Raw genomic sequence first — 26,337 nt, forward strand, 5'->3', positions numbered from 1 at the left:
TCAAGGGGCGACGCGCAGTTTTCTCCAAATTGCGCGTTGACGGGGCGGCCGTTTCTCGCTATATGCCGCCCTCAGTTTGGAACGCCAAATCTGGGCTTTCCGATAATGCTCCCGAATTGCTTTGATGACAGGTCGCAGTGACCCGGCACGGCGAGGGCGGAGTTCATGTCAGTTTTCGAAGAGAGGCATCAATGGCCAATACAACTTCGGCGAAAAAGGCGACCCGCAAGATCGCACGCCGCACTGCAGTGAACAAAGCCCGCCGTTCGCGCGTCCGTAACTTCGTCCGCAAGGTCGAAGAAGCGATCGCAACCGGCGATCAGGCGGTCGCAGCCGCAGCCCTGAAGGCCGCTCAGCCCGAGCTGATGCGCGCTGCCATCAAGGGCGTGCTGCATTCCAACACCGCTTCGCGCAAGGTTTCGCGCCTTGCACAGCGCGTGAAGGCACTTTCGGCCTAATCCGGCTAATAAAAATCTGTTAATTGAAAGCCCGACCCTTGCGTCGGGCTTTTCCGATTCATACATGTGTCATCACGATGGTTAACCTGCACGACATTTCTCGTGTCAATGCGATGACAGAATTTCTATAGGAATTTCAGAGACTTACGAGAGGTCCTTGGTGATAGGGTGTCTCTGGCTGGGGGTCTTCTGGGCCCGTGATGAGTCAAGCGAATTTTTATTTTTTTTCTTTTTCGCCAGCTAATCAAAGAGCCGAAAATCAAAACCCTTGATTCAAAAGCGATTCTTCCCGGACTCGGATTGCGGCAAGCAAAAGGCAGCATGAGAGTCAACGGGCAGCGCTTAAGGTTGCGTAAAAATCGCGATTGATCTTGCCCATCGATCCTGCCTAAATGCCCTCCACAGGGGACACAGACCATATCTGTAAAGGGAAGTACGGAGGCCATTTCAACGAGATGGTTTCAGGCTTTCTGTTCCCTGTATCAGGGCGGCTCCACGTCGTTCAATCAGACAAGTCGAGAACGAAAAACCGGATGGCCCAACCATTCCGGACGAGGACATTTCGACTTCTGGTTGCCGGTGGCGCCACTGCTCAAAGTCAGGTGCAAGCGGTGCCTGACGAGAGATAGAATCCAGCGCTCGGCTGTCCGCTTCGTACGAGGGTGCGAGACAGTTGTCGGCGAGGAGGAGGATCCGGCACGGTCCAGGGCGGACTGGGGGATTTGTTGACAATGAGGCGCGAGGGGACATCAGCCGGCCGGCAAGGCCTGGCAGATGCGCGTAGCGCGCACCCGGTCGGGAGATGAGGAGCCCGGTTGGATTGCGACTGTGACGTTCGGTGAAGCGGCATGACCTCGATGAGGAAGCCGTGGGTGCCGGACATAAGAGATGGGGCCGGCAGAGATGACGGCGTCTGAACATAATCGGAAGGCGGCAAAATGCGGATGAACTTGGTGACGGCGGCGGGCGCGTTTCAAAAGAACGGCGACGTATTTCAGGCCGGAAGCAATCTATCTCAGGCGGCGGGAGATAAGCACGACATGAGGCATGACGCACTGTTCGAACGAGTGAGTGCGCGTTTGAAAGCCCAGGTCGGTCCCGATGTCTTCGCCAGCTGGTTTGGGCGTCTGAAGCTCCATTCGGTTTCCAAGAGCGTCGTGCGTCTCTCGGTGCCCACGACATTCCTGAAGTCCTGGATCAACAACCGCTATCTCGATATCATCACCCAGATCTTCCAGCAGGAAGACGGCGAAATCCTGAAGGTCGAGATCCTGGTGCGGACCGCGACCCGTGGCGCCCGTCCGGTTTCACAGGAAGAGACGCTGCCGCAGGCAACGGAATCGGCTCCTGCAACGCCCGCACGCCGTCCGACGACGGCGCAGTCCGTGGCTTCGGTCGCAGCCTCTGCGGTTGCCAGCGTTCAGCGGCCGACCCAGGCGCCGCTTTTCGGCTCGCCGCTCGACCAGCGTTACACCTTCGACAGCTTCGTCGAGGGCTCTTCCAACCGCGTTGCGCTTGCAGCCGCCCGCACGATTGCGGAAGCCGGCGCCGGTGCCGTGCGCTTCAACCCGCTGTTCATTCATTCAAGCGTCGGGCTCGGCAAGACCCACCTTCTGCAGGCGATCGCCATCCAGGCGCTGCAGAGCGCCCGCGCTCCACGCGTCGTCTATCTGACGGCCGAATACTTCATGTGGCGCTTTGCCACCGCAATCCGCGACAACGACGCGCTGTCGCTGAAGGAATCGCTGCGCAACATCGACCTCCTCGTCATCGACGACATGCAGTTCCTGCAGGGCAAGTCGATCCAGCACGAGTTCTGCCATCTGCTGAACATGCTTCTCGACTCGGCCAAACAGGTCGTCGTCGCCGCCGACCGCGCTCCTTGGGAGCTGGAATCGCTCGATAGCCGTGTTCGCTCGCGTCTTCAGGGCGGTGTCGCCATCGAAATGGACGGACCGGACTACGACATGCGCCTCGAAATGCTGAAGCGCCGTCTCGACTCCGCTCGTCAGGACGATACTTCGCTGGACATTCCCGGCGATATCCTGAGCCATGTTGCACGCAACATCACCGCCAGCGGCCGCGAACTCGAAGGCGCCTTCAACCAGTTGCTCTTCCGTCGCTCGTTCGAACCGCATCTGTCGATCGAACGCGTTGACGAACTGCTTGGGCATCTCGTCAATGCCGGCGAACCGCGCCGTGTCCGTATCGAGGACATCCAGCGTGTCGTTGCCAAGCATTACAACGTATCGCGCCAGGAGCTGGTGTCGAACCGCCGCACCCGCGTCATCGTCAAGCCGCGTCAGATCGCGATGTATCTGTCGAAGACGCTGACGCCGCGGTCTTTCCCGGAAATCGGCCGCCGCTTCGGTGGTCGCGACCACACGACCGTTCTGCATGCGGTGCGCAAGATCGAGGAGTTGATCTCCGGCGATACCAAGCTCAGCCATGAGATCGAGCTTCTGAAGCGCCTGATCAACGAATAGGCGCGAGATAGATTTACTTTCCGATTGCGAGAAAGGCCCGGGAAACCGGGCTTTTTTCGTTTCAGGCGCCGCGTGCCTGCGCGACGATCCAGGCACGGAATGCTGTGACGGCCGGCCGGTCGAGGGCCGATGGCGGATAGACCAGGTGATAGGCGAGATCGGTGGCGATGCCGGTTGGAAACGGCGCGACCAACACGCCTTCGGCAAGCTCGCGCGAAACCAGCGACAGGCGCACGAGAGCGACGCCATCGCCGGCTCTTGCCGCCTCGATGGCGCCATTGCTGTTGACGAACACCGGACCGCGCGTCGTGTCTATGCCTTCGGCGCCGACGGCCTCCAGCCACAGCTGCCAATCCGACCTCTGAACGTCATACAACAGCACATGGGCCGAAAGATCGGCCGGCGTGGTGAGCGGATGCTTGCGGGCAAGGGCCGCGTTGACGACCGGCACCAGCTCGTCATCGATCAGCCGCTCGCTCGTCAGACCCTCATAGCGACCGAAACCGTGGCGGATAGCGATATCGACGCCATCTGACACGAAGTCGGTCAGCCGGTTCGAGGCGCTGATGCGGATGTCGATGCCGTTGAGACGCTGCTCGAAGTCGCTGATCCTCGGCACCAGCCATTGCGCCGCAAAAGTTGGCGTGCAGCTCACCGTCAGTACCGGCGCGCGATTTCGCGCCGTCAGTTCCTCTGTCGCTTCCCGCATCATCCGGAAGGCGCGGCGCAGCGTCGAAAAATAGGTGCTGCCATCCTCGGTCAGAACCAGTTGCCGCGGCCGTCGCTCAAACAGCATCACACCCAGCGTCTGCTCCAGTTCACGCACCTGCAGACTGACCGCACCAGGTGTGACGCTGAGCTCGCGCGCCGCGAGCGTCACACTCAGGTGTCGGGCCGTGGCCTCGAATGCGCGCAGTGCTGCAAGGGAAGGAAGAGGTGTCATTATGATTTAGCCATACTCAATCATGGAAAGAGAAATGCTCGTTTGTGCAAACACTAACATGCTGACACTATTTATGTAAATCGAAGTCAACCAATATGGTTGTTTCAGATGAAGGCGAAGAACTAAATCATAGGAGGGTATGGAGATGCCGGAAACACTTAAGGCGAAGGTGATGGGACCCGGTGAATGGGCCATGCTGATCACACTGTCCCTGTTGTGGGGCGGCTCGTTTTTCTTCGTCGGCGTTGCGGTCAAGGCGCTGCCGCCGTTCACCATCGTTGCCCTGCGGGTCAGCCTCGCGGCGACGGCGCTTTTGATTTTCCTGCGCTTCACCGGCCGCGCGATGCCGCGCGATCCCCGCATCTGGCTTGCCTTCTTCGGCATGGGTCTGCTCAACAACCTGATCCCGTTTTCGCTGATCGTCTGGGGCCAGACTCATATCGCCAGCGGCCTTGCCTCCATCCTCAATGCCACCACGCCACTCTTCGGCGTCGTCGTCGCCCATCTGCTGACCGACGACGAGAAGCTGACCGCCAACAAGCTCTCCGGCGTGTTGATCGGTTTTCTCGGCGTGGCGGTGATGATCGGGCCTGCAGCGCTCGGCGGGCTCGGCTCGAATGTGCTGGCGCAGTTCGCCGTGCTGGGAGCTGCCCTTTCCTACGCCTTTGCCGGCGTTTTCGCCCGTCGTTTCAAGCGGATGGGCGTTGCGCCCATCGTCACCGCGACCGGGCAGGTCAGTGCATCGAGCATCATGCTCGTGCCGATCGCGCTGCTCGTCGATCACCCCTGGACCCTGACCGTGCCGGGCCTTGAAGTATGGGGAGCGATCATCGGCATTGCCTTGATCTCGACCGCGCTTGCCTATGTGCTGTTCTTCCGCATCCTGGAAACGGCGGGTGTCACCAATCTGATGCTGGTGACGTTTCTGATCCCGGTCAGCGCCATTCTGCTCGGCGCCTTGTTCCTCGGCGAAAACCTCGAGCCCAAGCATTTCTTCGGCATGGTGCTGATCGCCGCCGGCCTCGCCGCTATCGACGGTCGCCTGGTCCGGCGTTTCCGTCGCAAACAAACGGTCGATCCGGATCTCGCCTGCGGCGAAAATATCTGAAATCAGGCAAGCTCATGAACGATCGCGGCGGTGCGCAGGCACCTGCCGCGATCATTGCGTTTGGGCCCGTGATTGCAGGTATTTTTTTTGGCGGTCTTGTCGACTATCTCTTCTCCAGATCGTCCTTGTTACAGGAGCAGGAGAGTTCCAATGCTTTACGCCGTATTTTGTTACAACCAGGAAGACGTCACTGCCAACTGGACCAAGGACGAGGACGACAAGGTCATGCGTGACCTTGCTGCCGTCCAACGCAAATATGGCGATGCCGGCAAGCTCGGGCCGGTGGCGCGGTTGTTGCCGACCACGGCGGCAACGACGCTCCGCCACGCCGTTGGCGAGACCGTCGTCATCGATGGCCCATTTGCCGAAACGAAGGAGCAGCTGCTCGGCTTCTATGTCGTCGATTGCGCTTCACTGGACGAAGCGCTCGATTTCGCCCGCGAGCTCAGTGCGGCCAATCCTGCAGACGGCTCCTATGAAATTCGTCCCCTTGCCATCTACAAGCCAAGTGAGTTTCCCTCATGACAGACACGACCTGGATCGACCTCGCACTTGTTTCCGCTCGGCCGCAGGCAATGGGCGCGCTTCTGCGCTATTTCCGCAATCTCGATACGGCCGAGGAAGCATTCCAGGAGGCCTGTATCCGGGCATTGAAGACCTGGCCGAAGAGCGGCCCGCCGCGTGACCCGGCCGCCTGGCTGATCTTCGTCGGTCGCAACAGCGGCATCGACAAGGTGCGCCGGCAATCTCGCGAGACCGCGTTGCCGCCGGAAGAATTGCTCTCCGATCTCGAGGATCAGGAGAGCGATCTTGCCGAACGTCTCGATGGCTCCCACTACCGGGACGACATTCTCAAGCTCTTGTTTGTCTGCAGCAATCCGGTCCTTCCGGCAACGCAGCAGATCGCGCTGGCGCTGCGCATCGTCTCCGGCCTGTCGGTCAAGCAGATTGCCCGTGCCTTTCTCGTCGGCGAGGCGGCGATGGAGCAGCGCATCACCCGGGCAAAGGCCCGGGTCACCGCCGCCGGCATCGCCTTCGAAACGCCTGACGCGGCCGATCGGTCGGAGCGGCTGGCGGCCGTCGCAACCATGATCTATCTGGTTTTCAACGAGGGCTATTCGGCGATGAACGGGCCGGACAGCGTCTCGGCCGATCTTTGTGAGGAGGCGATCCGGCTCGCGCGGCTGCTCCTGCGGCTGTTCCCCTCCGAGCCAGAAATGATGGGGCTGACGGCTCTGCTCCTGCTGCAGCACTCACGCTCGCGCGCACGTTTCGATGCCGATGGCGGCATCATCCTGCTCGATGATCAGGATCGCAGCCTTTGGAAAAAGCCTCTGATCATCGAGGCGCTGGCCATGATCGACAAGGCGGTGCGCCATCGCCAGCCGGGTCCCTACCAGATCCAGGCCGCGATCGCCGCCTTGCATGCGCGTGCGACGCGCCCGGAAGAAACCGATTGGGAAGAAATCGACCTGCTCTACCAGGCGTTGGAGCGGCTGCAACCGTCGCCGGTCATCACGCTCAACCGCGCCGTCGCAGTGTCGAAGAGGGACGGGCCTGAAGCGGCGCTCGCGCTGATCGAGCCACTTGCCGAAAAACTCGCGGGTTATTTCTACTTCCATGGGTTGAATGGCGCGCTGTTGAAGCAGGCAGGCCGGGTTCGCGAGGCGCGCGTCGCCTTTGACCGGGCGATCGCGCTGGCCACCAATGCCGCCGAGGCCTCCCACATCCGCATGCAGCTCGATCATCTGAGCAAGGATGCGGGCGAGAAAAACCTGGCCACTGAAAAAAGATAAAAAATCTTGTCGGCGGTTGTCGGAACCGTGGCTGCAACTTCGTCCTTGGACTGAACCCGCTGACGGAGAAACAAACAATGACCGTTGTCACTGAAATCAAACCTGCCGACGACCGCGAACTGGTCATCACCCGCCTGATCGATGCGCCCCGCGCGCTCGTCTACCGCTGCTGGACGGATGCCAAGCTGCTGAAGAAGTGGTTCGCGCCTTCGCCGTGGACGACGCCGGAGGCAAAGCTCGAGGTTCGCGCCGGCGGCGCCAACCGCATCGTCATGCGCTCGCCCGAGGGCGAGGACTATCCCAATCTCGGCGTCTATCTCGAAGTGGTGCCGAACGAGAAGCTGGTCTTCACAGACGCCTTCACCGATGCCTGGTCGCCATCCGACAAGCCGTTCATGGTCGTAACCATCACCTTCGAGGACGTCGGGGCCAAGACCCGCTACACCGCACGGGTCCGCCATTGGTCCGTCGAGGATCGCGAAGCCCACGAAAAGATGGGCTTTCACGAAGGCTGGGGCCAATGCGCCACCCAGCTCGAAGGGGTAGCCAGGCAACTCTGATCAAGCCCAGGGCTCGACGGCCGTCGCCCTCGCGCCTGCCACCATCGGGAAGGGAGACCCGCCATGTCCGTGATCGACAACAAGAGTGCCGCCGTCGCCGAAATCCGTACGGTGATCGATGATTGGGCGGATGCCATGAGGGTAAAGGACGCCAAGCGCGTCATCGGCCATGGGACGCCTGATTGTGTCCTCTTTTCGCTGGCGCCGCCGCTGAAGTCGTCCGATGCCGGCGAGGGCGGGCTCGAACAGTGGTTTTCCACCTGGCGTGGACCGCTTGGCTATCGCTTCGGGGATCTCGATATCTCGGTCAGCGGCGATGTCGCATTCGTCAGTATGCTCACCGAACTTTCCGGCGAGAAGATCGATGCCGGGAAAATGTCGGTCTGGTTCCGCCAGACCCTCGGTTTGAAGCGCATGGCTGCCGGCTGGAAGATCGCACACCAGCACGAGTCCGTGCCTTTCTACATGGATGGCAGCCTCAAGGCAGCCGTCGATCTCAATCCGAAATCGACGGTCGACGGGCAAGCGCCGGCGCCGCCACCGATGCTAGGCCCGATCGCCTACCTCTGCGTCGAGGATGCGTACGCGACCGCTGATTTCTACGTCCGCGCCTTCGCCGCAACGGATGGCGGGCGGATGCTCGCCGAAGACGGTAAACGGCTGATGCATTGCCATCTGACGATCAATGGCGGTGCATTGATGCTCAACGATCCCTTCCCGGAACACGGCATGCCCTATGCCGCGCCGCAGGGCGTCGTGCTGCATCTGGTGGTCGAGGACGCGCAATTCTGGTGGGATCGCGCGGTTGCCGCCGGCGCCGAAGTGACGATGCCGCTTGCGGTCGCCTTCTGGGGCGACCTCTATGGCCAGCTGCGTGACCCCTTTGGCATCCGCTGGGGCATCGTCGGACCGGCCAAGAAGACAGACTGAAGAACGATTTGTGACAACGGGAAACGAGGAGAACTCCCCGAATGAACACTGCTCTTGTTATGACGGCTCCGGCTGGAAAAATGGTGATCCTCGGCCGCGTGCTGAGCGGTCTGGTTGTTGCGTTCCTGGCCTTCGACGGAGCGATCAAGCTCGTGCCACTGGACGTGGTGACTGAGACTTTGGCGGTGCTCGGCTATCCCGCCGATGTTGGCCTTGCGCGTCTGCTCGGCGTACTCACGCTTCTGTGTGCGCTGCTCTATGCGATCCCGAGAACGTCGGTCCTCGGCGCCATTCTGCTCACCGGTTATCTCGGCGGTGCCATGGCGACGCATCTGCGCGCGGATAGCCCTCTTTTCACCCATCTGCTGTTCGGGTTCTATCTCGGCGTCATCGCCTGGGCTGGCCTGTGGCTCCGAGACCGTCGCGTGCGCGCGCTGATCCCGTTCAAGAACGAGCAAGCCTAAGGAGAATTTCGCGATGAGCAAAACGGTTAGCGACTACATTGCAGGCCTTTCCGGTACGCCGGCTGCCGTGGCGAAAGAGTTGCACGGTGCCATTCTTGCCGCCGGCGGCACCAGGGACAGCGTGAAATGGGGCCATCCGATCTATGAGGCCGGCGGACCGGTCTGCCTGATCAAGGCTGCCAAGGACTATGTGACGCTCGGCTTCTGGCGCGGCGCCGATATGCTCGATCTCGACCCACGACTGGCCAAGGGCGGCGGCAAGGGCGACATGGCCTTCATCAAGGTGAAAGCGACCGGCGAGGTCGACGGCGCCCAGGTGGCGCGGCTGGTAGCCAAGGGTATCGCCCTCAATGCCGAGAAGGGCGATCCGTTCAAATCTTGAACGACGAAACAAACTTGCAAAGGGCGCTCCGAAACAGAGCGCCTTTCTCTTGTCCGATGCAATACATCTTCGCGGGACCGGATAATTTCCTTCCAACACCCGCGAGGCACGATGATCCTCTATTACCAGACCCATTCCCCTTTCGCCCGCAAGGCACTCGTCTTCGCCCACGAGGTCGGCATCGCTGAGCGACTGGAGGTGATCCACCACGAGACCAGCCCGACGCTGCGCAATGAAGAGGTCCATGCCGAAAATCCACTCGGCAAGGTGCCGGTTCTCTTGCGCCCCGAGGATGCGGCGATCTTCGATTCCGACGTCATCTGCGCCTATTTCGATACGCTGCATGATAGCCGCAAGCTCATCCCCGAAAGCGGCGAGGCGCGCTGGCATGCCCTGAGATTGCAGGCCGTGGCGCAAGGGCTGGCGCAGGCGGGGATCGGGTTGCGTTGGGAAACGGAGCGACGCCCGGAAGCCTTGCGCTATCCGGCGCTCGCCGACGGCTATGCCGAAAAGATCGAGCAGACCTATGACTGGCTGGAGCAGACGCTCGATGTCGACGCGCCGCTTGATATCGGCCACATCGCGCTCGCCACGACCCTGTCCTGGATGGCGTTCCGTGACCTGCCGTCGTTCCGTGACCGGACGAAGCTGAGCGTCTGGTTCGATGCCTTCGAGGAACGACCATCGATGCGCGCGACGCCGCTCTCCGGCGAGACCCACGATTGAGCCTTCGGTTTCCTTGCGTTGGATGCAGGCAGGGCGGCCGCTAAAACATTTGCGTCTCAGACGGTGGCATCGAGACGCGATATTTCCTTGCTCTACGCATTTCCTGACGGAAAACCGCTTCGCACTTTTCCTGGAAAAGCGCTAGCAGGCGAGGTCGGCGACGACGGCGTCGAGAATCAACATGCCGGAAGGCGTGCAGCGCAGGCGGGAATTTCCCAGCCGCTCGATGAACCCGTGGTCGATCAGGAACTGCTCGCGGTCTGGATCGGGATCGCGGCCGGACAGCGTCTGCCAGCGGGCGAGATCGACGCCTTCCTTGAGGCGCAGGCCCATCAGTAACAATTCGTCGGACTGGGCCTCGAGGTCGAGCACTTCGCGCTCGACCATGCCGTGGCCGTAGGTTTCGACCAGCCGCAGCCATTCCTCCGGCTTGCGCTCGGTCGCCGTCGCCAGCTTGGCGCCGCCGACGCTGAGGCGGCCATGGGCACCAGGCCCGACGCCGGCATAGTCGCCATAGCGCCAGTAGGTGAGGTTGTGCCGGCTCTCGGCACCAGGGCGGGCATGGTTGGAGACCTCGTAGGCGGGCATGCCGATCGCCGCCGTGATGTCCTGGGTCGCCTCGTAGAGGACCGCCGATTGCTCACCATCAGGAACGATCAGCTTGCCGGCCTTGTGCAGGCCGAAGAAGGGCGTGCCCTCCTCGATCGTCAGCTGGTAGAGCGACAGGTGGTCGACGGCATAGGAGACGGCCTCCTTGAGCTCGCGTTCCCATTCCTCGACCGTCTGGTTGGGGCGGGCATAGATCAGGTCGAAGGACATGCGCGGGAAGATCTCGCGCGCCAGCCGGATCGCTTTCAGCGCGTCTTCGACATTGTGCAGCCGGCCGAGAAATTTGAGGTCCCGGTCGTTCAGCGCCTGCACGCCGAGCGAGACACGGTTGACGCCGGCCGCGCGATAGCCGTGGAAGCGCGTCGCCTCGACACTCGAAGGGTTCGCCTCCATGGTGATCTCGATGCCATCGGGCACATGCCATTCGCGGGCGATGCCCGAGAGGATAGCGTCGACCGTTGCCGGATCCATCAACGACGGCGTGCCGCCGCCGATGAAGATGCTGGTGACGGTGCGTGGACCGGAAAGCTCACGCGCCTCCGCCATTTCCTTGAGGAAAGCGGCGACGAAACGCGGCTGGTCGATCGGCTGGTGGCGCACGTGGCTGTTGAAGTCGCAATAGGGGCATTTGGCCGCGCAGAACGGCCAGTGCACATAGATCCCGAAACCGGGATCCATGCCGTCACCGAGTGCCGATAGCGTGGCCGTCTGCATCGTTGCGTCTCTCATGCGGTAGATCACGTTGACCTTGGGCCGATCGACCCGAAGTCATGACTGCGATCGCTTCTAACAAATTGGAGCGGGATGTTGCGGAAAACCGCATACACGTTTCCTCAGCCCGCTCCAAGGCAGGTTTCGGCGAAGATCTTGAAGGCGCGGGCACGGTGCGACAGCGCTTCAGCATCGCCCGGCTTCCAGCCGTGTTTCTCGTCCGCGCTCATCTCGCCGAATGTAGTGTCGTAACCCTTCGGCTGAAAGACCGGATCGTAGCCAAAACCCTGGTCGCCGCGCGGCGGCCACACGACATGGCCCTCGACCTCGCCGCGGAAAAGTTCGACATGGCCGTCTGGCCAGGCAAGGCAAAGCACCGAGACGAAACGGGCCGTGCGTTTTTCAGGCGCACTTGCGCCCTTGCCCTGCAGCGCCTTTTCGACCTTTTCCATCGCCATGGCGAAATCGCGGCTGCCGTCTTCGCGTTCGGCCCAGTTGGCGGTGTAGACGCCAGGTGCGCCATCAAGTGCGTCGATCGCCAGGCCGGAATCGTCCGAAAGCGCCGGCAGGCCCGAGGCCTTGGCCGAGGCGAGCGCCTTGATCGTCGCGTTTTCCTCGAAGGTCGTGCCGGTCTCATCCGGTTCGACGAAGTCGAGGTCGGCTGCCGACTTGGCCTCGAAGCCGAGCGGCCCGATCAGGTCGCGGATCTCGCGGATCTTGCCGGCATTGTGGCTGGCGACGATGAGCGTCTTGTCATCCAGTGTGCGCATGATGTGTCGTCTCTTAAAAGATGCGGCGCGAAGGCCGCGGTTCATTCGATGGACCAGAGGCCCGGTTCCGCGCATTCGAGGCTGTTGCCGGCCGGATCGCGGAAGTAGAAGGAGCGCGTGCCGTTCGGCCAGACAACATCGGCTTCGATCGTGACACCCGCCGTTTCCAGCTTGGCCCTCCAGGCGTCGAGTGCCGACGCGGAAACGCGGAAGCACATGTGGCCCTGGCCGGTGGTGCCGTGCGGCGGCACCGGCAGGGCCGCATCCGGCGAAGGCGGTTTGACCGTTTCCGCAGGATTGAAAATCAGCAGAACGCCCGAGCCACAGCGAAAGAACACATGTCGGTTCTCCCGCCGTGTAATCTTCTCCAGCCCCAGCACACCGCTGTAGAAGGCCTCGGCGGCGTCGAGATCCGACGCATAGAGCGCAGTCTCAAGAATGCCATCCAGCGCCGGGGCCATCGTCTCCGTCCTTCTCGTCAGCCGGCGATCGCCTGCTTCTGCAGTGCGACAAGCTCGGCAATGCCGGTCTTTGCCAGTCCGAGCAGGCTTGCGAATTCCGCTTCGCTGAAGGGTTTGCCTTCGGCCGTGCCCTGGATCTCGACAATGCCGCCGGTGCCGGTCATGACGAAATTCGCGTCGGTCTCGGCGGCGGAATCTTCGAGGTAGTCGAGGTCGATGATCGACTGGTTGGCGAAGATGCCACAGGATATGGCGGCGACATGGTCCTTCAGGACCTTCTCGACCTTCACCATGTTGCGGGCTTCCATCCACTTCAGGCAGTCATGCAGCGCCACCCAGGCGCCGGTGATCGAGGCCGTGCGCGTGCCGCCATCAGCCTGGATGACGTCGCAGTCGATCGAGATCTGGCGTTCGCCGAGTGCGGGCAGATCGACGACGGCGCGCAGCGACCGGCCGATCAAGCGCTGGATTTCCTGGGTGCGGCCGCTCTGCTTGCCGCTCGAGGCTTCGCGACGCATGCGCTCGCCGGTGGCGCGCGGCAGCATGCCGTATTCGGCCGTCACCCAACCCTTGCCGCCGTTGCGCAGCCAGGCCGGAACCTTTTCCTCAAGGCTGGCTGTGCACAGCACGTGCGTATCGCCGAATCGCACCAGACAGGAGCCTTCCGCGTGCTTGGAGAAATTGCGCTCGAACGAAACCTTGCGCATTTGGTCGATTTTTCTGCCGGATGGCCGCATCATCAAACTCCTATCGTATCTGGTGAGCCTTCTAGAGCATGGCGCAGCCAAAGGGAACCGGTGGACAGCCGGGGATCGGGGCGATTTTTCCCTTTTGCTATCGGGCGCGGGGATCACTATATTTCCGGCGGCAGGATTGGCCTGCGAACATGGAGCGACATGGTACTGCGCAATCCCGGAGTGACCGATATCGCGGCGGCGCTGGACGAGCGTTCCGGTGAAATCTTCCGTCGCATCGTCGAAACCTATTTGAACAGCGGAGAGCCTCTCGGCTCACGCAACCTTTCGCGGTTGCTGCCGATGTCGCTGTCGCCGGCGTCCGTGCGCAATGTGATGAGCGACCTCGAAGATCTCGGGCTGATCTATTCGCCGCACATCAGCGCCGGCCGCCTGCCGACGCAGACGGGCCTGCGTTTCTTCGTCGACGCCTTCATGCAGGTCGGCAATCTCTCCCCAGAAGATCGTGCTTCGATCGATCGGCACGTGCGGTTGAGCGACCATGCCCAGCCGGTCGATACGCTGCTGGCAGAGGCAAGCCAGATGCTGTCGGGCATGTCGCGCGGCGCCGGCCTCGTGATCACCGCCAAGAACGATCCGGTGCTCAAGCATGTCGAATTCATCCGGCTGGCGCCCACCAAGGCGCTGGCCGTGCTCGTCGGCGAGCATGACCAGGTCGAAAACCGCATCATCGAGCTTCCCGCCGGCGTGACGAGCTCGCAACTGACGGAAGCAGCGAACTTCTTGAATGCCCATCTCGCCGGCCAGACGATCGGCGAGGTGCGCTCGCAGCTCGAAACCGTCAAGCAGACCGTGCGCAGCGAACTCGATGCCCTGTCCCAGGAACTGGTCGAGCGTGGACTGGCGATCTGGTCGGGCAACGAGGGCGATGAAAAGCCGGCACGGCTGATCGTTCGCGGCCGGGCCAACCTGCTCGAGGGCCTGGAGGGAACCGAGGATATCGACCGCCTGCGCATGCTCTTCGACGACCTGGAAAAGAAGGACAGCCTGATCGAGCTGCTTGACCTCGCAGAGAGCGGCCCGGGTGTCAGGATCTTCATCGGTTCGGAGAACAAGTTGTTTTCATTGTCCGGTTCGTCGCTGATCGTTGCGCCCTATCGCGACAGTGAAGATCGCATCGTCGGCGCCGTCGGCGTCATCGGTCCGACGCGGCTCAACTATTCGCGCATCGTGCCGATGGTCGATTATACCGCGCAGTTGATGTCGCGGCTTTCGCGCTGATCAGGCGCTTTTGGCCACAGGCAGCATTGAACCCTTGATTTTTCGGCCCTAAACCTCGATATCGGCATCAAATCCAGTCACTGGGCATTTTACGCCATGCGGCCATCGTTGCGCGCGGGCGTCGGAATGCGGAAGACAAGACAGACGAACACCGGAGAACGTCATGACCGACGAAACAAACAAGCACGGACACGAAGCTGCCGCGACCGACGAGGCAGTCAACGATACGCCCGAGGTTGTGGAAGCGGCGCCGGTTGCCGAGCCCGATCCGCTGGAGCTTGCAAGGGCTGAGAACAACGACCTGCGCGACAAGTATCTAAGGCTCGCCGCCGAAATGGACAACCTGCGCCGCCGCACCGAACGCGACGTCAAGGATGCCAAGTCCTATTCCGTTGCTGGTTTTGCCCGCGACATGCTCGCCGTCTCCGACAATCTGCGCCGTGCGCTCGATGCCATCCCGGCTGAAGCGAAGGAAGCCGGAGAAGCGGGCCTTACTGCCCTCATCGAAGGTGTCGAGATGACCGAGCGCGCCATGCTGTCGGCGCTGGAACGTCACGGCGTGAAGAAGCTTGAGCCGGAAGGCCAGAAGTTCGACCCGAACTTCCACCAGGCAATGTTCGAAATCCCGAACGCCGACGTGCCGAACAACACGGTGCTGCAGGTCGTTCAGGCCGGCTACACCATCGGCGACCGCGTGCTGCGCCCGGCCATGGTCGGCGTATCCAAGGGCGGCCCGAAGGCGGCAGCTACGGAAGGCGACAGCCCGGCGGCCTGAGCTGCGGTCTGATCCATTTCAACGCCGCGCGTCCACTCGGATGCGCGGCGTTTCTTGTTTTCGGCAATCATATCAACCGAACAACTGCCGCAGGTGATCGTTGAGGAAACGGCCCTCCGGGTCGACTTTCGCCCGTAATGCCCGGAAATCGCCGGATCGTGGATAGAGCGCAGTCACGTCCTCCGCGCCGAGGAAATGCAGCTTCCCCCAATGCGGCCGCGAGCCGTATTGGCGCAGGATCGTATCGACGTCTTTGAGATACTCCCAATAGTCCGTGCCCGGCTCGCCCGAGACGGAAAGCGTGATCGAATCCTGCTCGTAGAACGGGCTGATCCAGCCGGTGTCGCCTGCGGTGAAGCGGTATTCGATCGGGTAGATGCAGGTCGGGTGCTTTTCCAGCATCAGCTTGCGCACAGCTTTTACAGCCTCCTTGCCGTGGGCGATGGGCACCGCATATTCAAGTTCGTGGAAGTTCGGCACATACTCGATCGGATAGATCTCCGAGGAATAGGCGATCTTCTCGAACCCCTGCTCCATCGGCGGCCGGTCGGTGATGTCGATCACCTTCATCTCGCAGACGTCGGACGTCTTGTCCGTCGTCGAAACCGACGCGGTATCCGGCAGGCAATAGCAATGCCGGCTTTCGGAAACCGGGCACCAGAAGAAGCCGAAGTGCCGATGCTTGGCGGCGAGTTCGTCGTGCTGCTCGATCATCTCGTCGAATGTGCAGCGCCAGAGCTTTTCATGCAGGTTGTAGCTGTCCATCGCCTGCAGCGTGATCTCGGAGATCACGCCGAGCATGCCGATCGAGACGCGGGCCGCCTCCAGCAGGTCCGGCGTCGTCTCGTCGACGACGAGAATGCTGCCGTCGGGCTCAACGAGCCGCATGCCGACGATCTGCGAGGCCATGTTGCCAAGTGCTGCTCCCGTGCCGTGGGTGCCGGTGGTGAGCGCCCCAGCCAGCGCCTGGCTGTCGATGTCGCCCTGGTTGATCAGCGAGAGGCCGTTCGACTTCAATACCTTGCCCAATTGGTTGATCGTCGTTCCCGCCCGGACCGAGACGCGTTTGCGCGCCTGGTCGATGGCGACCACGCCCTGCATGTTGGCAAGCGTCAGGTGGAGCCCGCTGGTCAGCGCCACCGGCGTGAAGGAATGGCCGGAGCCGGCGCAGCGCACATTGAGCCCTTGCGACGTCGCCTCGCGGACCATTTCGGCGAGCGCCGCCTCGCTCTCGGGTGCACCGCGCTGGCGCACGATGCAGGATTGGTTTCCGACCCAGTTGCGCCAGTGGCCGCCCGTCTGAAGCATATCTTTCCCCTCTCTCAGACCGCTGTGAAGCAATTGTCGACGAACAGATGCGTGCCGTTGACGAAGCTTGCCTCGTCGCTGGCCAGAAACAGCGCGGCATTGGCGACCTCTTTCGGGTCGCACATCCGCCCCTGCTGGGCAGCGATCGCCGCTTCCGAGACATCGACGCCGTATTTACTGAGGCCCACCAGTTCGCGCTTGCCGTGATCGGTGGCGATGAAGCCGGGGCAGACGGCGTTGCAGCGGATGCCGCGGTCGCGGAACTCAACCGCGATGGCACGGGCGAACATGTGGCAGGCGCCCTTCGTCGTGTCGTAGAGCACTTCCATCGGCGTCGCCGCCACGGCCGAGATCGACGAGGTGCAGACGATGCTGCCGCCGCCGGCGGCGAGCATCCCTGGAAGCACCGCCTTGGTCATCAGGAACATGCTGCGCACGTTGACGGCCATCAGCCGGTCCCATTCGTCCTCTTCCGTCTCCAGAAAGGGCCCGACCGCCAGGATGCCGGCATGGTTGAAGAGAACGGTGATCGCGCCGAAGGCTGCTTCGACCGCCTTGACGGCCGAGCTCACCTGCGCAGAAATCGAGACGTCGGCCGGCGCGAAGATCGCATCGCCGCCGTTTGCGCGGATGGCGGCGGCAACCTCTTCGCCCTTGCTGCGTGGCAGATCGACGATGCCGACCTTGGCCCCTTCGCGGGCAAAGAGTTCGGATGCGGCAAGCCCGCAGCCACCGGCGCCACCACTGATCAAAGCCACTTTTCCGGAAAGTCTGCCTGCCATCGTGTCCCCCTGTGCTCAAGCGTCGCGGCTAAACACGTGCTACGATCTTGGTCCCTCGTGGGATGAATTATTGTTGACGAAGAGGGGGCTGTCGATATCCCATGCGGGATACGGGGGTAGGGGAGAGTTCGACGCGGATGCTGGCTCGGGAGTCGGCCGATATTTCGGCCATGATCGGATTGATCGGAACACAGGATTTCGGCGGCGCGCTCGATCGCATGCTGCGCTCGGTCGCAAGCTTCGATCTCTCGGTTGCCTTCGCCTATCCCTATGATAACAGACCGATCGTGCTGCATGACGGCTACACCGCCAAGGTGTCCGCCAGCGCGCTTTCTGCCTATCTCGGCGGCGCCTATCTGCTTGACCCGTTCTATGTTGCCTGCAGCTCCGGCCAGCCGCAGGGGCTATGGCGCATGCGCGAACTTGCGCCTGACCGGTTCTTCCATTCGGAGTTTTCAAGCTCGGCCGAGGTGCATCCCTGCATCTCGATGGAAAGCGGGGTTCTGGTCGAAGAGATTGGCTTCGTCATTCCGCTCGATGACAGCGTGCAGGCCACCTATTCGCTGATGCGCGGCCGCGGCGGCACGCCGTTCAGCGACGAGGAACTGGAGCGCTTGCGGGTCTACGAGCCGATCGTGCGAGAGGCCGTGCGTTCGAACTGGCGCCAGCAAAGCCATGCCGTGGCGGCGACGCCTCGGCCCGACGACGCGATCGAAACCGCTTTCGACAGCCTCTGCGCCGACCGCCTGACCCGGCAGCAACGCAACATCGTCCGCCTGATCCTGCGCGGGCACAGCAACCTGTCGATCGGCAAGACGATGAACATCGCCGAAGGAACCGTCCGCATTCACCGCAAGAACATTTATCGCCGGCTCGGTATTTCGAGCCAGGGCGCACTGTTTCGAATTTTCATTGATCATTTGAACCGCCGTCAGCTTTACTGACGGCCGGTCCGGGCCGTGGCTCAGGCGGCGTGCGAGGTCGTGTCCTCGTTGAGCAGCGTGTAGATCGCGCTGGCGGAATCGCTCGATCGGATCTTCGCCACCATGTCGTGGTCGCGCAGTACGCGGGCGATGCGCGACAATGCCTTGAGATGGTCGGCGCCGGCGCCTTCGGGCGCCAGGAGCAGGAAGACGAGGTCGACAGGCTGGTCGTCGAGCGCTTCGAAATCGACCGGCGTGTCCAGCCGCGCAAAGATCCCGATGATCGACGGCAGGTTGTTGAGCTTGCCGTGCGGGATAGCAATGCCGTTGCCGACGCCCGTGGAGCCCAGCCGTTCACGCTGCAGGATGACATCGAAGATTTCGCGTTCCGGAAGGCCGGTGATCTTTGCCGCTTTAGCCGCCAATTCCTGAAGGAGCTGTTTTTTCGAGTTGGCCCTCATGGCCGGGATGATCGCATTTTGGTGCAGTAAGCCTGCCAATGCCATTCTTTTGTCCTCGTTCGCCGGTTAGAGCCGGACAACATCATCATAAATGCGTCGCAATGGCTCTAACCATCTTTGTCTTGGCGGGTGCCATGCACAGAAAAGTCGTATTTTCCGGCCTGTCCGCTGATCCAAGTGGCGGGAGCGCCGGCGCACCGGCACTCCCTTTTTCCACTCATCCCTTGATATTGGCGGCGTCAATCCAGCCAATATTTCCGTCGTTGCGTCTGTAGACGATATTCAACTCTGCCTTGCCGGGAGTGCGGAACATGAGGACGGGTTCATCCGTCATGTCGAGCGCCATCACGGCGCTGGCGACAGACATCGTCCTCAGGTGTTTCGAGCTTTCGGCGACGATCGTCGGTGCGTAATCCTCGGGGACTTCGTCATCCTCGAATGGCACCGAGTCCATCACTGTGTATGCCACCTCGGTACCTTGACCATTACCGTTGTGGTGGTCCTTGAGCTTGCGCTTGTAGCGACGTAGGCGCTTTTCGATGCGCTCCGACGCTGCGTCAAAGGCAGCCTGAGGGTCATTGGCCTGTCCATTCGCCTGCATAACCACGCCCGTATCGAGATGAAGCTTGCAGTCGGCGCTAAAGCGCGGTCCAGACTTTTCCACAGTGACCTGGCTTGAATATCCTCCGTCGAAATATTTGGTAACGGCCTGCTCGATCTGATCGCCAATGCGGGCGCGGAACGAATCGCCGATTTCCATCTGTTTACCGGATACACGCACACTCATGGAGTTTCCTCTCTATTTCGTGATTTGCGTAGCCAGTCTATTCCAAGCGCTCTCGTCATCCAAGCCTTTCACGCTTGCGGGAGCCTCTCTGTCGCACCTACCGGTCGTGCCGGCCGCCTGAGGAAGACCGTGTCCTCGGCAATTGCGGCGGGCTCATATCCCCTGCGTCGCGGAGAGTCAATTGAAGGTCGCAAAAAAGTTAATACGCTTTAACCTTGCGTCGTCGCTTTAGGCTCTTTTTCTTTCGCATGTCGTCGTCGCAAAACCGCTGAAAAACTGTTGCGCGACCTGCTTTAGAAGCCCGATACCTTGGCCAGCGCCCGCTTTTCGCGCCGTCGCTGCACGGAGGAGGGGATGTTCATCGCTTCGCGATATTTCGCCACCGTGCGTCGCGCGATGTCGACGCCGGCCTGCTTGAGGCTGTCGACGATATCGTCGTCGGAAAGCACCGCATCGGCGACTTCCTGCTGGATCATCATGCGGATGCGGTGACGCACGGACTCAGCCGAATGGCTGTCGCCGCCCTCGGCCGAACCGATGGAGACGGTGAAGAAATACTTCAGCTCGAACAGCCCACGCGGCGTCAGCATGTACTTGTTCGAGGTGACGCGGCTTACCGTCGACTCGTGCATCTTGATCGCATCGGCGACGGTTTTCAGGTTGAGCGGTCGCAGATGCCCGACGCCATGGACGAGGAACGCGTCCTGCTGGCGAACGATCTCGGTGGCGACCTTCATGATCGTCCTGGCGCGCTGATCGAGGCTGCGGGTCAGCCAGTTGGCGGTCTGCAGGCATTCATTGAGAAAGGCCTGGTCCGCGCTGTTCTTCTCGGTGCCGCGCGACACCGTGGTGTAGTAGGCTTGGTTGACGAGGACGCGCGGCAGGGCGTCCGGGTTGAGTTCGATCAGCCAGGTTCCGTCGGGTGCCGCCCGCACGACGATATCGGGAACGATCGCCTCGCTAACGCTGGTCTCGAAGCTCGTTCCCGGTTTCGGGTCGAGCTTGCGGATTTCGGCGAGCATATCGATCAGGTCTTCCTCATCGACGCCGCAGATTTTCTTCAAGCTGGCAAAATCGCGCCGCGCCAGAAGCTCTAGGTTGGCGATGAGGGCTTCCATCGCCGGATCGAGGCGATCGCGAAGGCGCAGCTGAATGGCGAGGCATTCGCTGAGTGTGCGTGCGAAGACACCTGGCGGGTCGAACTGCTGCAGCGTGAGGAGGACGCGGGTGACGTCGGCGCCGGATGCGCCGAGGCGTTCGGCGACCTCCTGCAGATCAGCCTGAAGATAGCCTGCCTCGTCGAGCTGGTCGATCAGGTGCTGGGCAATCAGCCGGTCGGATGGGACGGACAACGCAAAGGGCAATTGCTCCAGAAGCGTCTCGCGCAGGCTCTTGGCGCCGGCCACGAAGTCGTCGAAATCGTAGTCGCCTCCTTCGCCGCTGCCGGGCATCGATTTCCACTGGCCGAGCAGTTCCGGCGCGTCGGCGCGTTGCGGCGCCGTGTCGTCCTGGTAGACATTGCCGAAATCCGCATCGAGCTGTTCATTGAGCCGCGCCCCATCGGTTGCCGTGGCATTGTCGTAGAGATCGCGCTGGCCGGATGCCTCATCCGTTCCGCCGAAGTCTTCACCGGATGCCTGCCCCGCTTCTTCGCGGCTGCCGTGCTCGGAGCTTCCACCGAACTCGTCGTCACCGCCGTGAAGCTCGAGCAGCGGATTCTTTTCGACTTCCTGCGCGATGAAGTGGTTGAGTTCCAGATGCGTCATCTGCAGCAGCTGAATCGATTGCATCAGCTGCGGGGTCATGACCAGCGACTGTGACTGGCGCAGATGAAGGCTGGCCGACAATGCCATGCGGACGTGAAACTCCCGATGAAATCTCCACCGGTCGCATTGTTGGCGGGCCGGTTTTTCAATTGGCCCAAAAATTGCTTATTGCAGGGGTTTGGTCAAGCGCGACCGCGGGGCGAGATGCCGGATTCGCCCGCGGATCGCATCAGAGGCTGAAATTATCGCCGAGATAGAGCCGGCGCACGTCCGGATTGGTGACGATATCGTTGGCGCGGCCGTGGGTCAGCACTTCGCCGGCATGGATGATGTAGGCCCGGTCGATCAGGCCAAGGGTCTCGCGCACATTATGGTCGGTGATGAGTACGCCGATACCGCGCGACGTCAGGTGTCGCACCAGCGCCTGGATGTCGGCGACGGAAATCGGGTCGACGCCGGCAAAGGGCTCGTCGAGCAGCATGAAGGTCGGGTCGGTGGCAAGCGCTCGGGCAATTTCGAGACGTCGCCGCTCGCCGCCGGAAAGGGCGATCGCCGGCGACTTGCGCAGATGCGTGATGTTGAACTCGCCGAGCAGGTCGTTGAGCTTGCTCTCGCGGCGCTCCAGGTTCTTATCGTGCACTTCGAGAACGGCGCGGATGTTGTCCTCGACCGTCAGGCCGCGAAAGATCGAGGCTTCCTGCGGCAGGTAGCCGACGCCGAGGCGGGCGCGGCGATACATCGGCATCGTCGTCACGTCGTTGCCATTGATCTCAATCGAGCCTTCGTCGACAGGCACGAGGCCGGTGATCATGTAGAAGCATGTGGTCTTGCCGGCACCGTTCGGGCCGAGGAGACCGACTGCCTCCCCGCGGCGAACGACCAGCGACACACCATTGACCACGCGCCGCTCGCGATAGGACTTTGTCAGGCCACGCGCGATCAGTGTGCCGTCATAACGCGCCTTGTCGACCGCGTGACCGGTCGCGGCTGGTGTGGCCGCCGACGGTTTGCGGACGCGCTTGCGCTTGTGAAGGAAGGGGAGTTGCACGAGCGGGTCTACGTCAGTTCTTCTTCTGTGACTTCGGGTCGAGCTGGATCTGCACCCGACCGCCACAGGCTTCGAGCTGCGCTTCGCCCGTGTTCATCTGCACATTCAATTGGCAGCCGACGAACACGTTCTTGCCTTCCGACAGAACGACCTTCTCGCCCTTCAATACGAAGGTCTGCTTGGTCATGTTGAACTCGCCGCTGTCAGCGGTTGCCTGCTGGGTGCCGGAGCTGAGGAAGACGCGCTGGCTGACTTCGATCCGCTCGATGTCGGCGTCGCCGCTCGAGACCGAGCCTGCGCCGGACTTGTAGAAGACCGTCATGCTCCCGGCCTGAAGCGTCGTTGTGCCCTGCACGACCTTGACGTTCCCGGTAAAGATCGCCTTGCTTTCTGGGTCCTTGATTTCAAGCTTGTCGCTTTCGATCTGGATCGGCTTGTCGTTCGACAATTCGAGGCCCTTCATCTTGCTCGATGTGGCCTGGGCTGACGCGCCTGAAACGATCATCAATGCGCCGATGCCGGCAACGGCCAGGCTGGCTGAAATCCTGAAAAAAGTAGCGGGTAAAACCGACATGGATGCACCAGATCCTAATTCGTGTTCTTGCGGATGGCGGCGGGTTCGAGATTGACCCTCACCATGCCCTCGAATGTTACTATGCGTCCCTTATCCGTCATTCGCAGCCGCTGCGCAATGATCGAACCGCCCTTCATGCTGATCGCAATCGGTTGTTTTGTTTCCATTTCGCCGGCATTGATGTCCAGATAGGCCGATTGGAAATCGGCGTTGACGCCATTATTCATTGTAATCGTGAACGGGGCGTTCATGTCGAGCGTGTTGGCCCCGCGGTCGTAGATGCCGTTGGTCGCGTCCACCGTGGCGATCAGCTTTTCGTTCACCGGCATTTCGGCATGGATCGTCTGCAGCGTGATGATATCGGGATTGACGATATCCTGCAGCGCGCGCTGCGCCTTCATCGAATAGCTGATGCCCTGCTTGTTGCGCCCGGCAATCGCAGGGTTCTGCATGACGATCTTGCCATCCTCGATCGTTGCACTGTCGAGCTGCAGATCGACCGGCATGAAGGCGCGCACGAAGGAAATGGCGGCAAAGATCGCCGCGATGATGCCGGCGACGACAGGCAGGATGATCTTCAGACGCCGGACGCGCGCCGAATGCCGCGCCGCGAGCGCGTAGGCGTCCGACGAGCTCGCACCCGAATCGGCAAAGAAGCCGGGGGCTGGCGCATGATCTAACATGTGAAGACCTGTTGGTTCCGTTGCTTTCCCGCGGATCGTCGAGAACCGCATTTTACATACATTCGTGTAAGTCGTCGCAAATATGGATACTTTTTGCAGCTGCACAATGGCGCCGCAAAAAACTTCGTGAAGACAGGAAAACGGCGGGCACGGCTTTTAACCGTGACCGACCGCGTCTATTGAATATGCCACCTGCCGCGCAGATAGCATGTTCCATCGGAAACTGACAGAAGCTGCGCCAACAAATTCGGGAGAAACCCACATGGATGAACTAGCCATCGCCGATCGCCGCAGCCTGCGCAGGAAGCTGAGTTTCTGGCGCTGGATCGTCGCCGGCCTGCTCGCCGTCGTGGCATTGGTCATTCTGTTCTGGTCGGGCTGGGCGGAGACCGCAGGGCGTGCCCGCGATCATGTTGCCCGTGTGACGATTTCGGGATTGATCCAGGACGATCGCGAATTGCTGGAGCGGCTTCAACGGATCGAGGACAACGATTCGGTCAAGGCACTGGTGGTCACCATATCGTCGCCCGGCGGCACCACCTATGGCGGCGAGGTCATCTACAAGGCGATCCGCAAGGTCGCCGCCAAGAAGCCGGTGGTTTCCGATATTCGCACGCTAGCCGCCTCCGCCGGCTACATGATCGCGCTTGCCGGCGATACGATTATCGCCGGCGAAAGCTCGATCACCGGCTCGATCGGCGTCATCTTCCAGTATCCCCAGGTCAAGGAGCTGATGGACAAGCTTGGCGTCTCGCTGGAATCGATCAAGTCGCGGCCGCTGAAGGCCGAGCCGTCCCCCTTCCATCCCGCGAGCGATGAAGCCAAGGCAATGATCCAGGCGATGATCGATGACAGCTATGGCTGGTTCGTCGATATGGTGGCAGAGCGTCGCAAGCTGTCGCGCGACGAGGCGCTTCTGCTGGCCGACGGGCGGATTTTCACCGGCCGCCAGGCGCTGGGCCTGAAGCTCGTCGACAAGCTTGGCGGCGATGACGAAGTCCGCACCTTCCTGGCCGACAGGAAGGTGTCGAAGGACCTTCCTCTGGTTGATTGGGATGCGCCGCGCCGGACTCTGCCTTTCGGCCTCGGATCGGCCGTCTCGGAGTGGGTCAAGATGTTGGGATATGACGCTTTTCCGGCCATGAGGGGTCTCGAAAAAATCGGGGGTGACAAGTTGTTTCTTGACGGTCTTGTTTCGGTTTGGCAGGTTGATGCTCAATGAGGATGGCAGCATATGCCCAGCCTGATCCGTAACATGGCCGCCCGCGCCAAGTGAGCGTCGGCCATATTCTTGCGGCAATCACAATGCAGACCGAAAAAGCAAAACAAACAAGAATTTAAGGGGGCGACAGTGATCAAGTCAGAACTGGTGCAGATTGTTGCAGCTCGCAATCCGCATCTCTATCACCGCGACGTCGAAAACATCGTCAACGCGGTGCTCGATGAGATCACAGATGCGCTGGCTGCCGGAAACCGTGTCGAACTGCGCGGTTTCGGTGCTTTCTCCGTCAAGAACCGGCCGTCGCGCTCCGGTCGCAATCCGCGCACCGGCGATTCGGTTTTTGTCGAGGAAAAGTGGGTGCCGTTCTTCAAGACCGGCAAGGAGCTGCGCGAGCGGCTGAACCCGGGCATGAACGGGGACGATGAAGACTGATCATCCCGCCCGATCGTCATGAGTCCGGATTGTCGCCATCGCTGCCAAGGCCTGTCGATGATCCGGAAAACTGGAGCGGCTGAATGCTCAAGAAACTGGTCAACATCATCGTTCTCATCCCGGTCGGCGTCATTCTGATCGTGCTCAGCGTCGCCAATCGCCAGAGCGTCACGCTGGCCCTCAATCCGTTCCGGCCCGAAGACAGCGTGCTGTCCGTGAGCGCGCCGTTCTTTGTTTTCCTGTTTCTTGCCGTCGTCGTCGGGTTGATTCTGGGTGCCGCCGCGACCTGGTTTAGCCAGGGCAAGTACCGTCGGCGTGCGCGCAATGAAGCGACCGAGGCGCTGAAATGGCATCGCGAAGCCGAAAAGCACCGCAGCCAGGCAGAGAAGCTGGCCACCCAGGCGACACTCGCCGCCCCGCAGAACTGAATGGCAGGGCGGCCATGCCCTTCAGCCGGCCGCTTCCGCCGGGCCGCCGATCGCTGCGCCGAAATCCGTGAAGAACTGCTGCGCCAGCTTCTTGGCGGTCGAATCGACCAGCCGGGATCCGAGCTGCGCTAGCTTTCCGCCGATCTGCGCCTTGACGTCGTAGCGCAGCAGCGTCTCCGCACCGTCGTCGACCAGGGTCACATCCGCGCCACCCTTGGCAAAACCGGCAATGCCGCCCTTTCCCTCACCGGAGATCGTGTAGCTTTCGGGCGGGTTGAGGTTCGACAGGATGACGTCGCCGGTAAAGGAGGCCGAGACCGGCCCGATCTTGATCTTGACGACGGCCGAAAGCTCGGTCGGAGATTTCATCTCGATCGACTGACAGCCCGGGATGCAACGCTTGAGGATTTCCGGATCGTTGAGGCCGCGCCACACGGCATCGCGCGGTGCCGAGATGCGTTCTTCGCCGGTCATGTCCATGCGCTTTCCTCCCACTGACGGTGCCGTGCGTCGACAAGGACGCGCGAGGTTGATGTAATCTTTTGAATTCGCTTTACAATCCTGTCCGTAAGTTGATGCCGGACGGTGGAATTATGCAAGTGTCGCTTCCGCACCGATCTTGGCAAATCGGAAACGGCTTTGCCAAGAGCATGAGCGGTGCTATTTGCACCAACAGAAAAAGCTTCGCCTCGAAATCCGGGGTGCGGCGGCATACCTCATGGTGCAGGCCCGTTTACATCCGATATCCGGGAGGGTAGCGCCTCGTGA

At 61.4% G+C, this 26,337-nt stretch carries 30 protein-coding genes; 16 read left to right on the plus strand and 14 right to left on the minus strand.

From position 1 onward, the window contains the following. The first annotated feature begins 191 nt into the window (after nucleotides 1–191). Both rpsT and dnaA read left to right on the plus strand, forming a co-directional pair. Nucleotides 192–458, plus strand: coding sequence for a 30S ribosomal protein S20 (rpsT, locus tag IB264_RS01495; protein WP_025425661.1), 267 nt, complete (start codon nucleotides 192–194; stop codon nucleotides 456–458). Between the two features lie 1,040 nt (nucleotides 459–1,498). Continuing rightward, complete coding sequence (gene dnaA / locus IB264_RS01500) at nucleotides 1,499–2,944, plus strand: chromosomal replication initiator protein DnaA (protein WP_025425662.1); 1,446 nt, start codon at nucleotides 1,499–1,501, stop codon at nucleotides 2,942–2,944. Nucleotides 2,945–3,005: 61 nt separating this feature from the next. Here dnaA and gcvA read toward each other — a convergent pair whose 3' ends face one another. After that, entirely contained in the window at nucleotides 3,006–3,887 is an 882-nt protein-coding gene (gcvA, locus tag IB264_RS01505) for a transcriptional regulator GcvA (RefSeq protein WP_038575838.1), read from the minus strand. A gap of 145 nt (nucleotides 3,888–4,032) precedes the next feature. Here gcvA and IB264_RS01510 point away from each other — a divergent pair, with 145 nt between their 5' ends. The 8 genes from IB264_RS01510 to IB264_RS01545 all read left to right on the plus strand — a co-directional run bounded on the left by IB264_RS01510 (nucleotide 4,033) and on the right by IB264_RS01545 (nucleotide 9,853). Continuing rightward, entirely contained in the window at nucleotides 4,033–4,995 is a 963-nt protein-coding gene (locus tag IB264_RS01510) for a DMT family transporter (RefSeq protein WP_051509192.1), read from the plus strand. Nucleotides 4,996–5,145: 150 nt separating this feature from the next. Next, on the plus strand, nucleotides 5,146–5,520 hold the full coding sequence (locus IB264_RS01515) for a YciI family protein (protein ID WP_025425665.1): 375 nt from the start codon (nucleotides 5,146–5,148) through the stop codon (nucleotides 5,518–5,520). Then, entirely contained in the window at nucleotides 5,517–6,791 is a 1,275-nt protein-coding gene (locus tag IB264_RS01520) for an RNA polymerase sigma factor (RefSeq protein WP_025425666.1), read from the plus strand. The genes IB264_RS01515 and IB264_RS01520 overlap by 4 nt, the downstream gene beginning before the upstream one ends. 77 nt (nucleotides 6,792–6,868) lie before the next feature. Further along, nucleotides 6,869–7,351: an SRPBCC family protein gene (locus IB264_RS01525; protein WP_025425667.1), complete on the plus strand. Its 483-nt coding sequence runs from the start codon at nucleotides 6,869–6,871 to the stop codon at nucleotides 7,349–7,351. 63 nt (nucleotides 7,352–7,414) lie between these two features. Further along, nucleotides 7,415–8,281, plus strand: coding sequence for a nuclear transport factor 2 family protein (locus tag IB264_RS01530; RefSeq protein WP_025425668.1), 867 nt, complete (start codon nucleotides 7,415–7,417; stop codon nucleotides 8,279–8,281). A 41-nt stretch (nucleotides 8,282–8,322) separates the two neighbouring features. Further along, complete coding sequence (locus tag IB264_RS01535) at nucleotides 8,323–8,745, plus strand: DoxX family protein (RefSeq protein WP_025425669.1); 423 nt, start codon at nucleotides 8,323–8,325, stop codon at nucleotides 8,743–8,745. Between the two features lie 13 nt (nucleotides 8,746–8,758). Continuing rightward, complete coding sequence (locus tag IB264_RS01540; protein ID WP_025425670.1) at nucleotides 8,759–9,127, plus strand: DUF1801 domain-containing protein; 369 nt, start codon at nucleotides 8,759–8,761, stop codon at nucleotides 9,125–9,127. Between the two features lie 111 nt (nucleotides 9,128–9,238). Then, entirely contained in the window at nucleotides 9,239–9,853 is a 615-nt protein-coding gene (locus IB264_RS01545) for a glutathione S-transferase family protein (RefSeq protein WP_025425671.1), read from the plus strand. Nucleotides 9,854–9,994: 141 nt separating this feature from the next. Here IB264_RS01545 and hemW read toward each other — a convergent pair whose 3' ends face one another. The 4 genes from hemW to rph form a co-directional block, all read right to left on the minus strand. Next, nucleotides 9,995–11,176, minus strand: a complete 1,182-nt coding sequence (gene hemW / locus IB264_RS01550) for a radical SAM family heme chaperone HemW (protein WP_025425672.1) — start codon at nucleotides 11,174–11,176, stop codon at nucleotides 9,995–9,997. A gap of 119 nt (nucleotides 11,177–11,295) precedes the next feature. Beyond that, nucleotides 11,296–11,943, minus strand: coding sequence for an RdgB/HAM1 family non-canonical purine NTP pyrophosphatase (gene rdgB, locus IB264_RS01555; protein ID WP_025425673.1), 648 nt, complete (start codon nucleotides 11,941–11,943; stop codon nucleotides 11,296–11,298). A 41-nt stretch (nucleotides 11,944–11,984) separates the two neighbouring features. Continuing rightward, on the minus strand, nucleotides 11,985–12,404 hold the full coding sequence (locus tag IB264_RS01560) for a VOC family protein (protein WP_025425674.1): 420 nt from the start codon (nucleotides 12,402–12,404) through the stop codon (nucleotides 11,985–11,987). A gap of 17 nt (nucleotides 12,405–12,421) precedes the next feature. Continuing rightward, on the minus strand, nucleotides 12,422–13,141 hold the full coding sequence (rph, locus tag IB264_RS01565) for a ribonuclease PH (protein ID WP_025425675.1): 720 nt from the start codon (nucleotides 13,139–13,141) through the stop codon (nucleotides 12,422–12,424). A 159-nt stretch (nucleotides 13,142–13,300) separates the two neighbouring features. On the opposite strand from rph, the gene hrcA reads away from it, so the two are divergent. Both hrcA and grpE read left to right on the plus strand, forming a co-directional pair. Then, nucleotides 13,301–14,380: a heat-inducible transcriptional repressor HrcA gene (gene hrcA, locus IB264_RS01570; RefSeq protein ID WP_025425676.1), complete on the plus strand. Its 1,080-nt coding sequence runs from the start codon at nucleotides 13,301–13,303 to the stop codon at nucleotides 14,378–14,380. Between the two features lie 163 nt (nucleotides 14,381–14,543). Then, nucleotides 14,544–15,155, plus strand: coding sequence for a nucleotide exchange factor GrpE (gene grpE / locus IB264_RS01575; RefSeq protein ID WP_025425677.1), 612 nt, complete (start codon nucleotides 14,544–14,546; stop codon nucleotides 15,153–15,155). A gap of 72 nt (nucleotides 15,156–15,227) precedes the next feature. Here grpE and IB264_RS01580 read toward each other — a convergent pair whose 3' ends face one another. After that, complete coding sequence (locus IB264_RS01580) at nucleotides 15,228–16,463, minus strand: D-arabinono-1,4-lactone oxidase (RefSeq protein ID WP_025425678.1); 1,236 nt, start codon at nucleotides 16,461–16,463, stop codon at nucleotides 15,228–15,230. 14 nt (nucleotides 16,464–16,477) lie between these two features. Next, complete coding sequence (locus IB264_RS01585) at nucleotides 16,478–17,245, minus strand: SDR family NAD(P)-dependent oxidoreductase (RefSeq protein WP_025425679.1); 768 nt, start codon at nucleotides 17,243–17,245, stop codon at nucleotides 16,478–16,480. 137 nt (nucleotides 17,246–17,382) lie between these two features. Between IB264_RS01585 and IB264_RS01590 the strand changes: the two genes are divergently transcribed. Next, entirely contained in the window at nucleotides 17,383–18,189 is an 807-nt protein-coding gene (locus tag IB264_RS01590; RefSeq protein WP_025425680.1) for a helix-turn-helix transcriptional regulator, read from the plus strand. 20 nt (nucleotides 18,190–18,209) lie between these two features. On the opposite strand, the gene ptsN is transcribed toward IB264_RS01590, so the two are convergent. The 6 genes from ptsN to lptC form a co-directional block, all read right to left on the minus strand. Next, nucleotides 18,210–18,674 carry a PTS IIA-like nitrogen regulatory protein PtsN gene (gene ptsN, locus IB264_RS01595; RefSeq protein WP_025425681.1) on the minus strand — a complete coding sequence of 155 codons (465 nt, stop codon included), beginning with the start codon at nucleotides 18,672–18,674 and terminating at the stop codon, nucleotides 18,210–18,212. 172 nt (nucleotides 18,675–18,846) lie between these two features. Next, a complete protein-coding gene (hpf, locus tag IB264_RS01600) occupies nucleotides 18,847–19,416 on the minus strand; it encodes a ribosome hibernation-promoting factor, HPF/YfiA family (RefSeq protein ID WP_025425682.1) in 570 nt (189 codons plus the stop codon). 293 nt (nucleotides 19,417–19,709) lie between these two features. Next, nucleotides 19,710–21,269, minus strand: a complete 1,560-nt coding sequence (gene rpoN, locus IB264_RS01605) for an RNA polymerase factor sigma-54 (RefSeq protein WP_025425683.1) — start codon at nucleotides 21,267–21,269, stop codon at nucleotides 19,710–19,712. Between the two features lie 142 nt (nucleotides 21,270–21,411). Continuing rightward, entirely contained in the window at nucleotides 21,412–22,230 is an 819-nt protein-coding gene (gene lptB / locus IB264_RS01610; RefSeq protein ID WP_025425684.1) for an LPS export ABC transporter ATP-binding protein, read from the minus strand. A 13-nt stretch (nucleotides 22,231–22,243) separates the two neighbouring features. Then, nucleotides 22,244–22,804, minus strand: a complete 561-nt coding sequence (locus tag IB264_RS01615) for an LptA/OstA family protein (protein WP_025425685.1) — start codon at nucleotides 22,802–22,804, stop codon at nucleotides 22,244–22,246. Nucleotides 22,805–22,818: 14 nt separating this feature from the next. After that, nucleotides 22,819–23,487: an LPS export ABC transporter periplasmic protein LptC gene (gene lptC / locus IB264_RS01620; protein ID WP_025425686.1), complete on the minus strand. Its 669-nt coding sequence runs from the start codon at nucleotides 23,485–23,487 to the stop codon at nucleotides 22,819–22,821. Nucleotides 23,488–23,749: 262 nt separating this feature from the next. Between lptC and sppA the strand changes: the two genes are divergently transcribed. From sppA to IB264_RS01635, 3 genes are all read left to right on the plus strand, one after another. Then, nucleotides 23,750–24,709: a signal peptide peptidase SppA gene (sppA, locus tag IB264_RS01625; protein WP_025425687.1), complete on the plus strand. Its 960-nt coding sequence runs from the start codon at nucleotides 23,750–23,752 to the stop codon at nucleotides 24,707–24,709. Between the two features lie 129 nt (nucleotides 24,710–24,838). Further along, nucleotides 24,839–25,141, plus strand: a complete 303-nt coding sequence (locus tag IB264_RS01630; protein ID WP_025425688.1) for an integration host factor subunit beta — start codon at nucleotides 24,839–24,841, stop codon at nucleotides 25,139–25,141. Between the two features lie 83 nt (nucleotides 25,142–25,224). Next, nucleotides 25,225–25,569: a hypothetical protein gene (locus tag IB264_RS01635; RefSeq protein ID WP_025425689.1), complete on the plus strand. Its 345-nt coding sequence runs from the start codon at nucleotides 25,225–25,227 to the stop codon at nucleotides 25,567–25,569. Between the two features lie 21 nt (nucleotides 25,570–25,590). On the opposite strand, the gene IB264_RS01640 is transcribed toward IB264_RS01635, so the two are convergent. After that, a complete protein-coding gene (locus tag IB264_RS01640; protein WP_025425690.1) occupies nucleotides 25,591–26,049 on the minus strand; it encodes a carbon monoxide dehydrogenase subunit G in 459 nt (152 codons plus the stop codon). Between the last annotated feature and the right edge of the window lie 288 nt (nucleotides 26,050–26,337).

This window comes from Ensifer sp. ENS11 (assembly GCF_014851895.1).
GTDB lineage: Bacteria > Pseudomonadota > Alphaproteobacteria > Rhizobiales > Rhizobiaceae > Ensifer > Ensifer canadensis.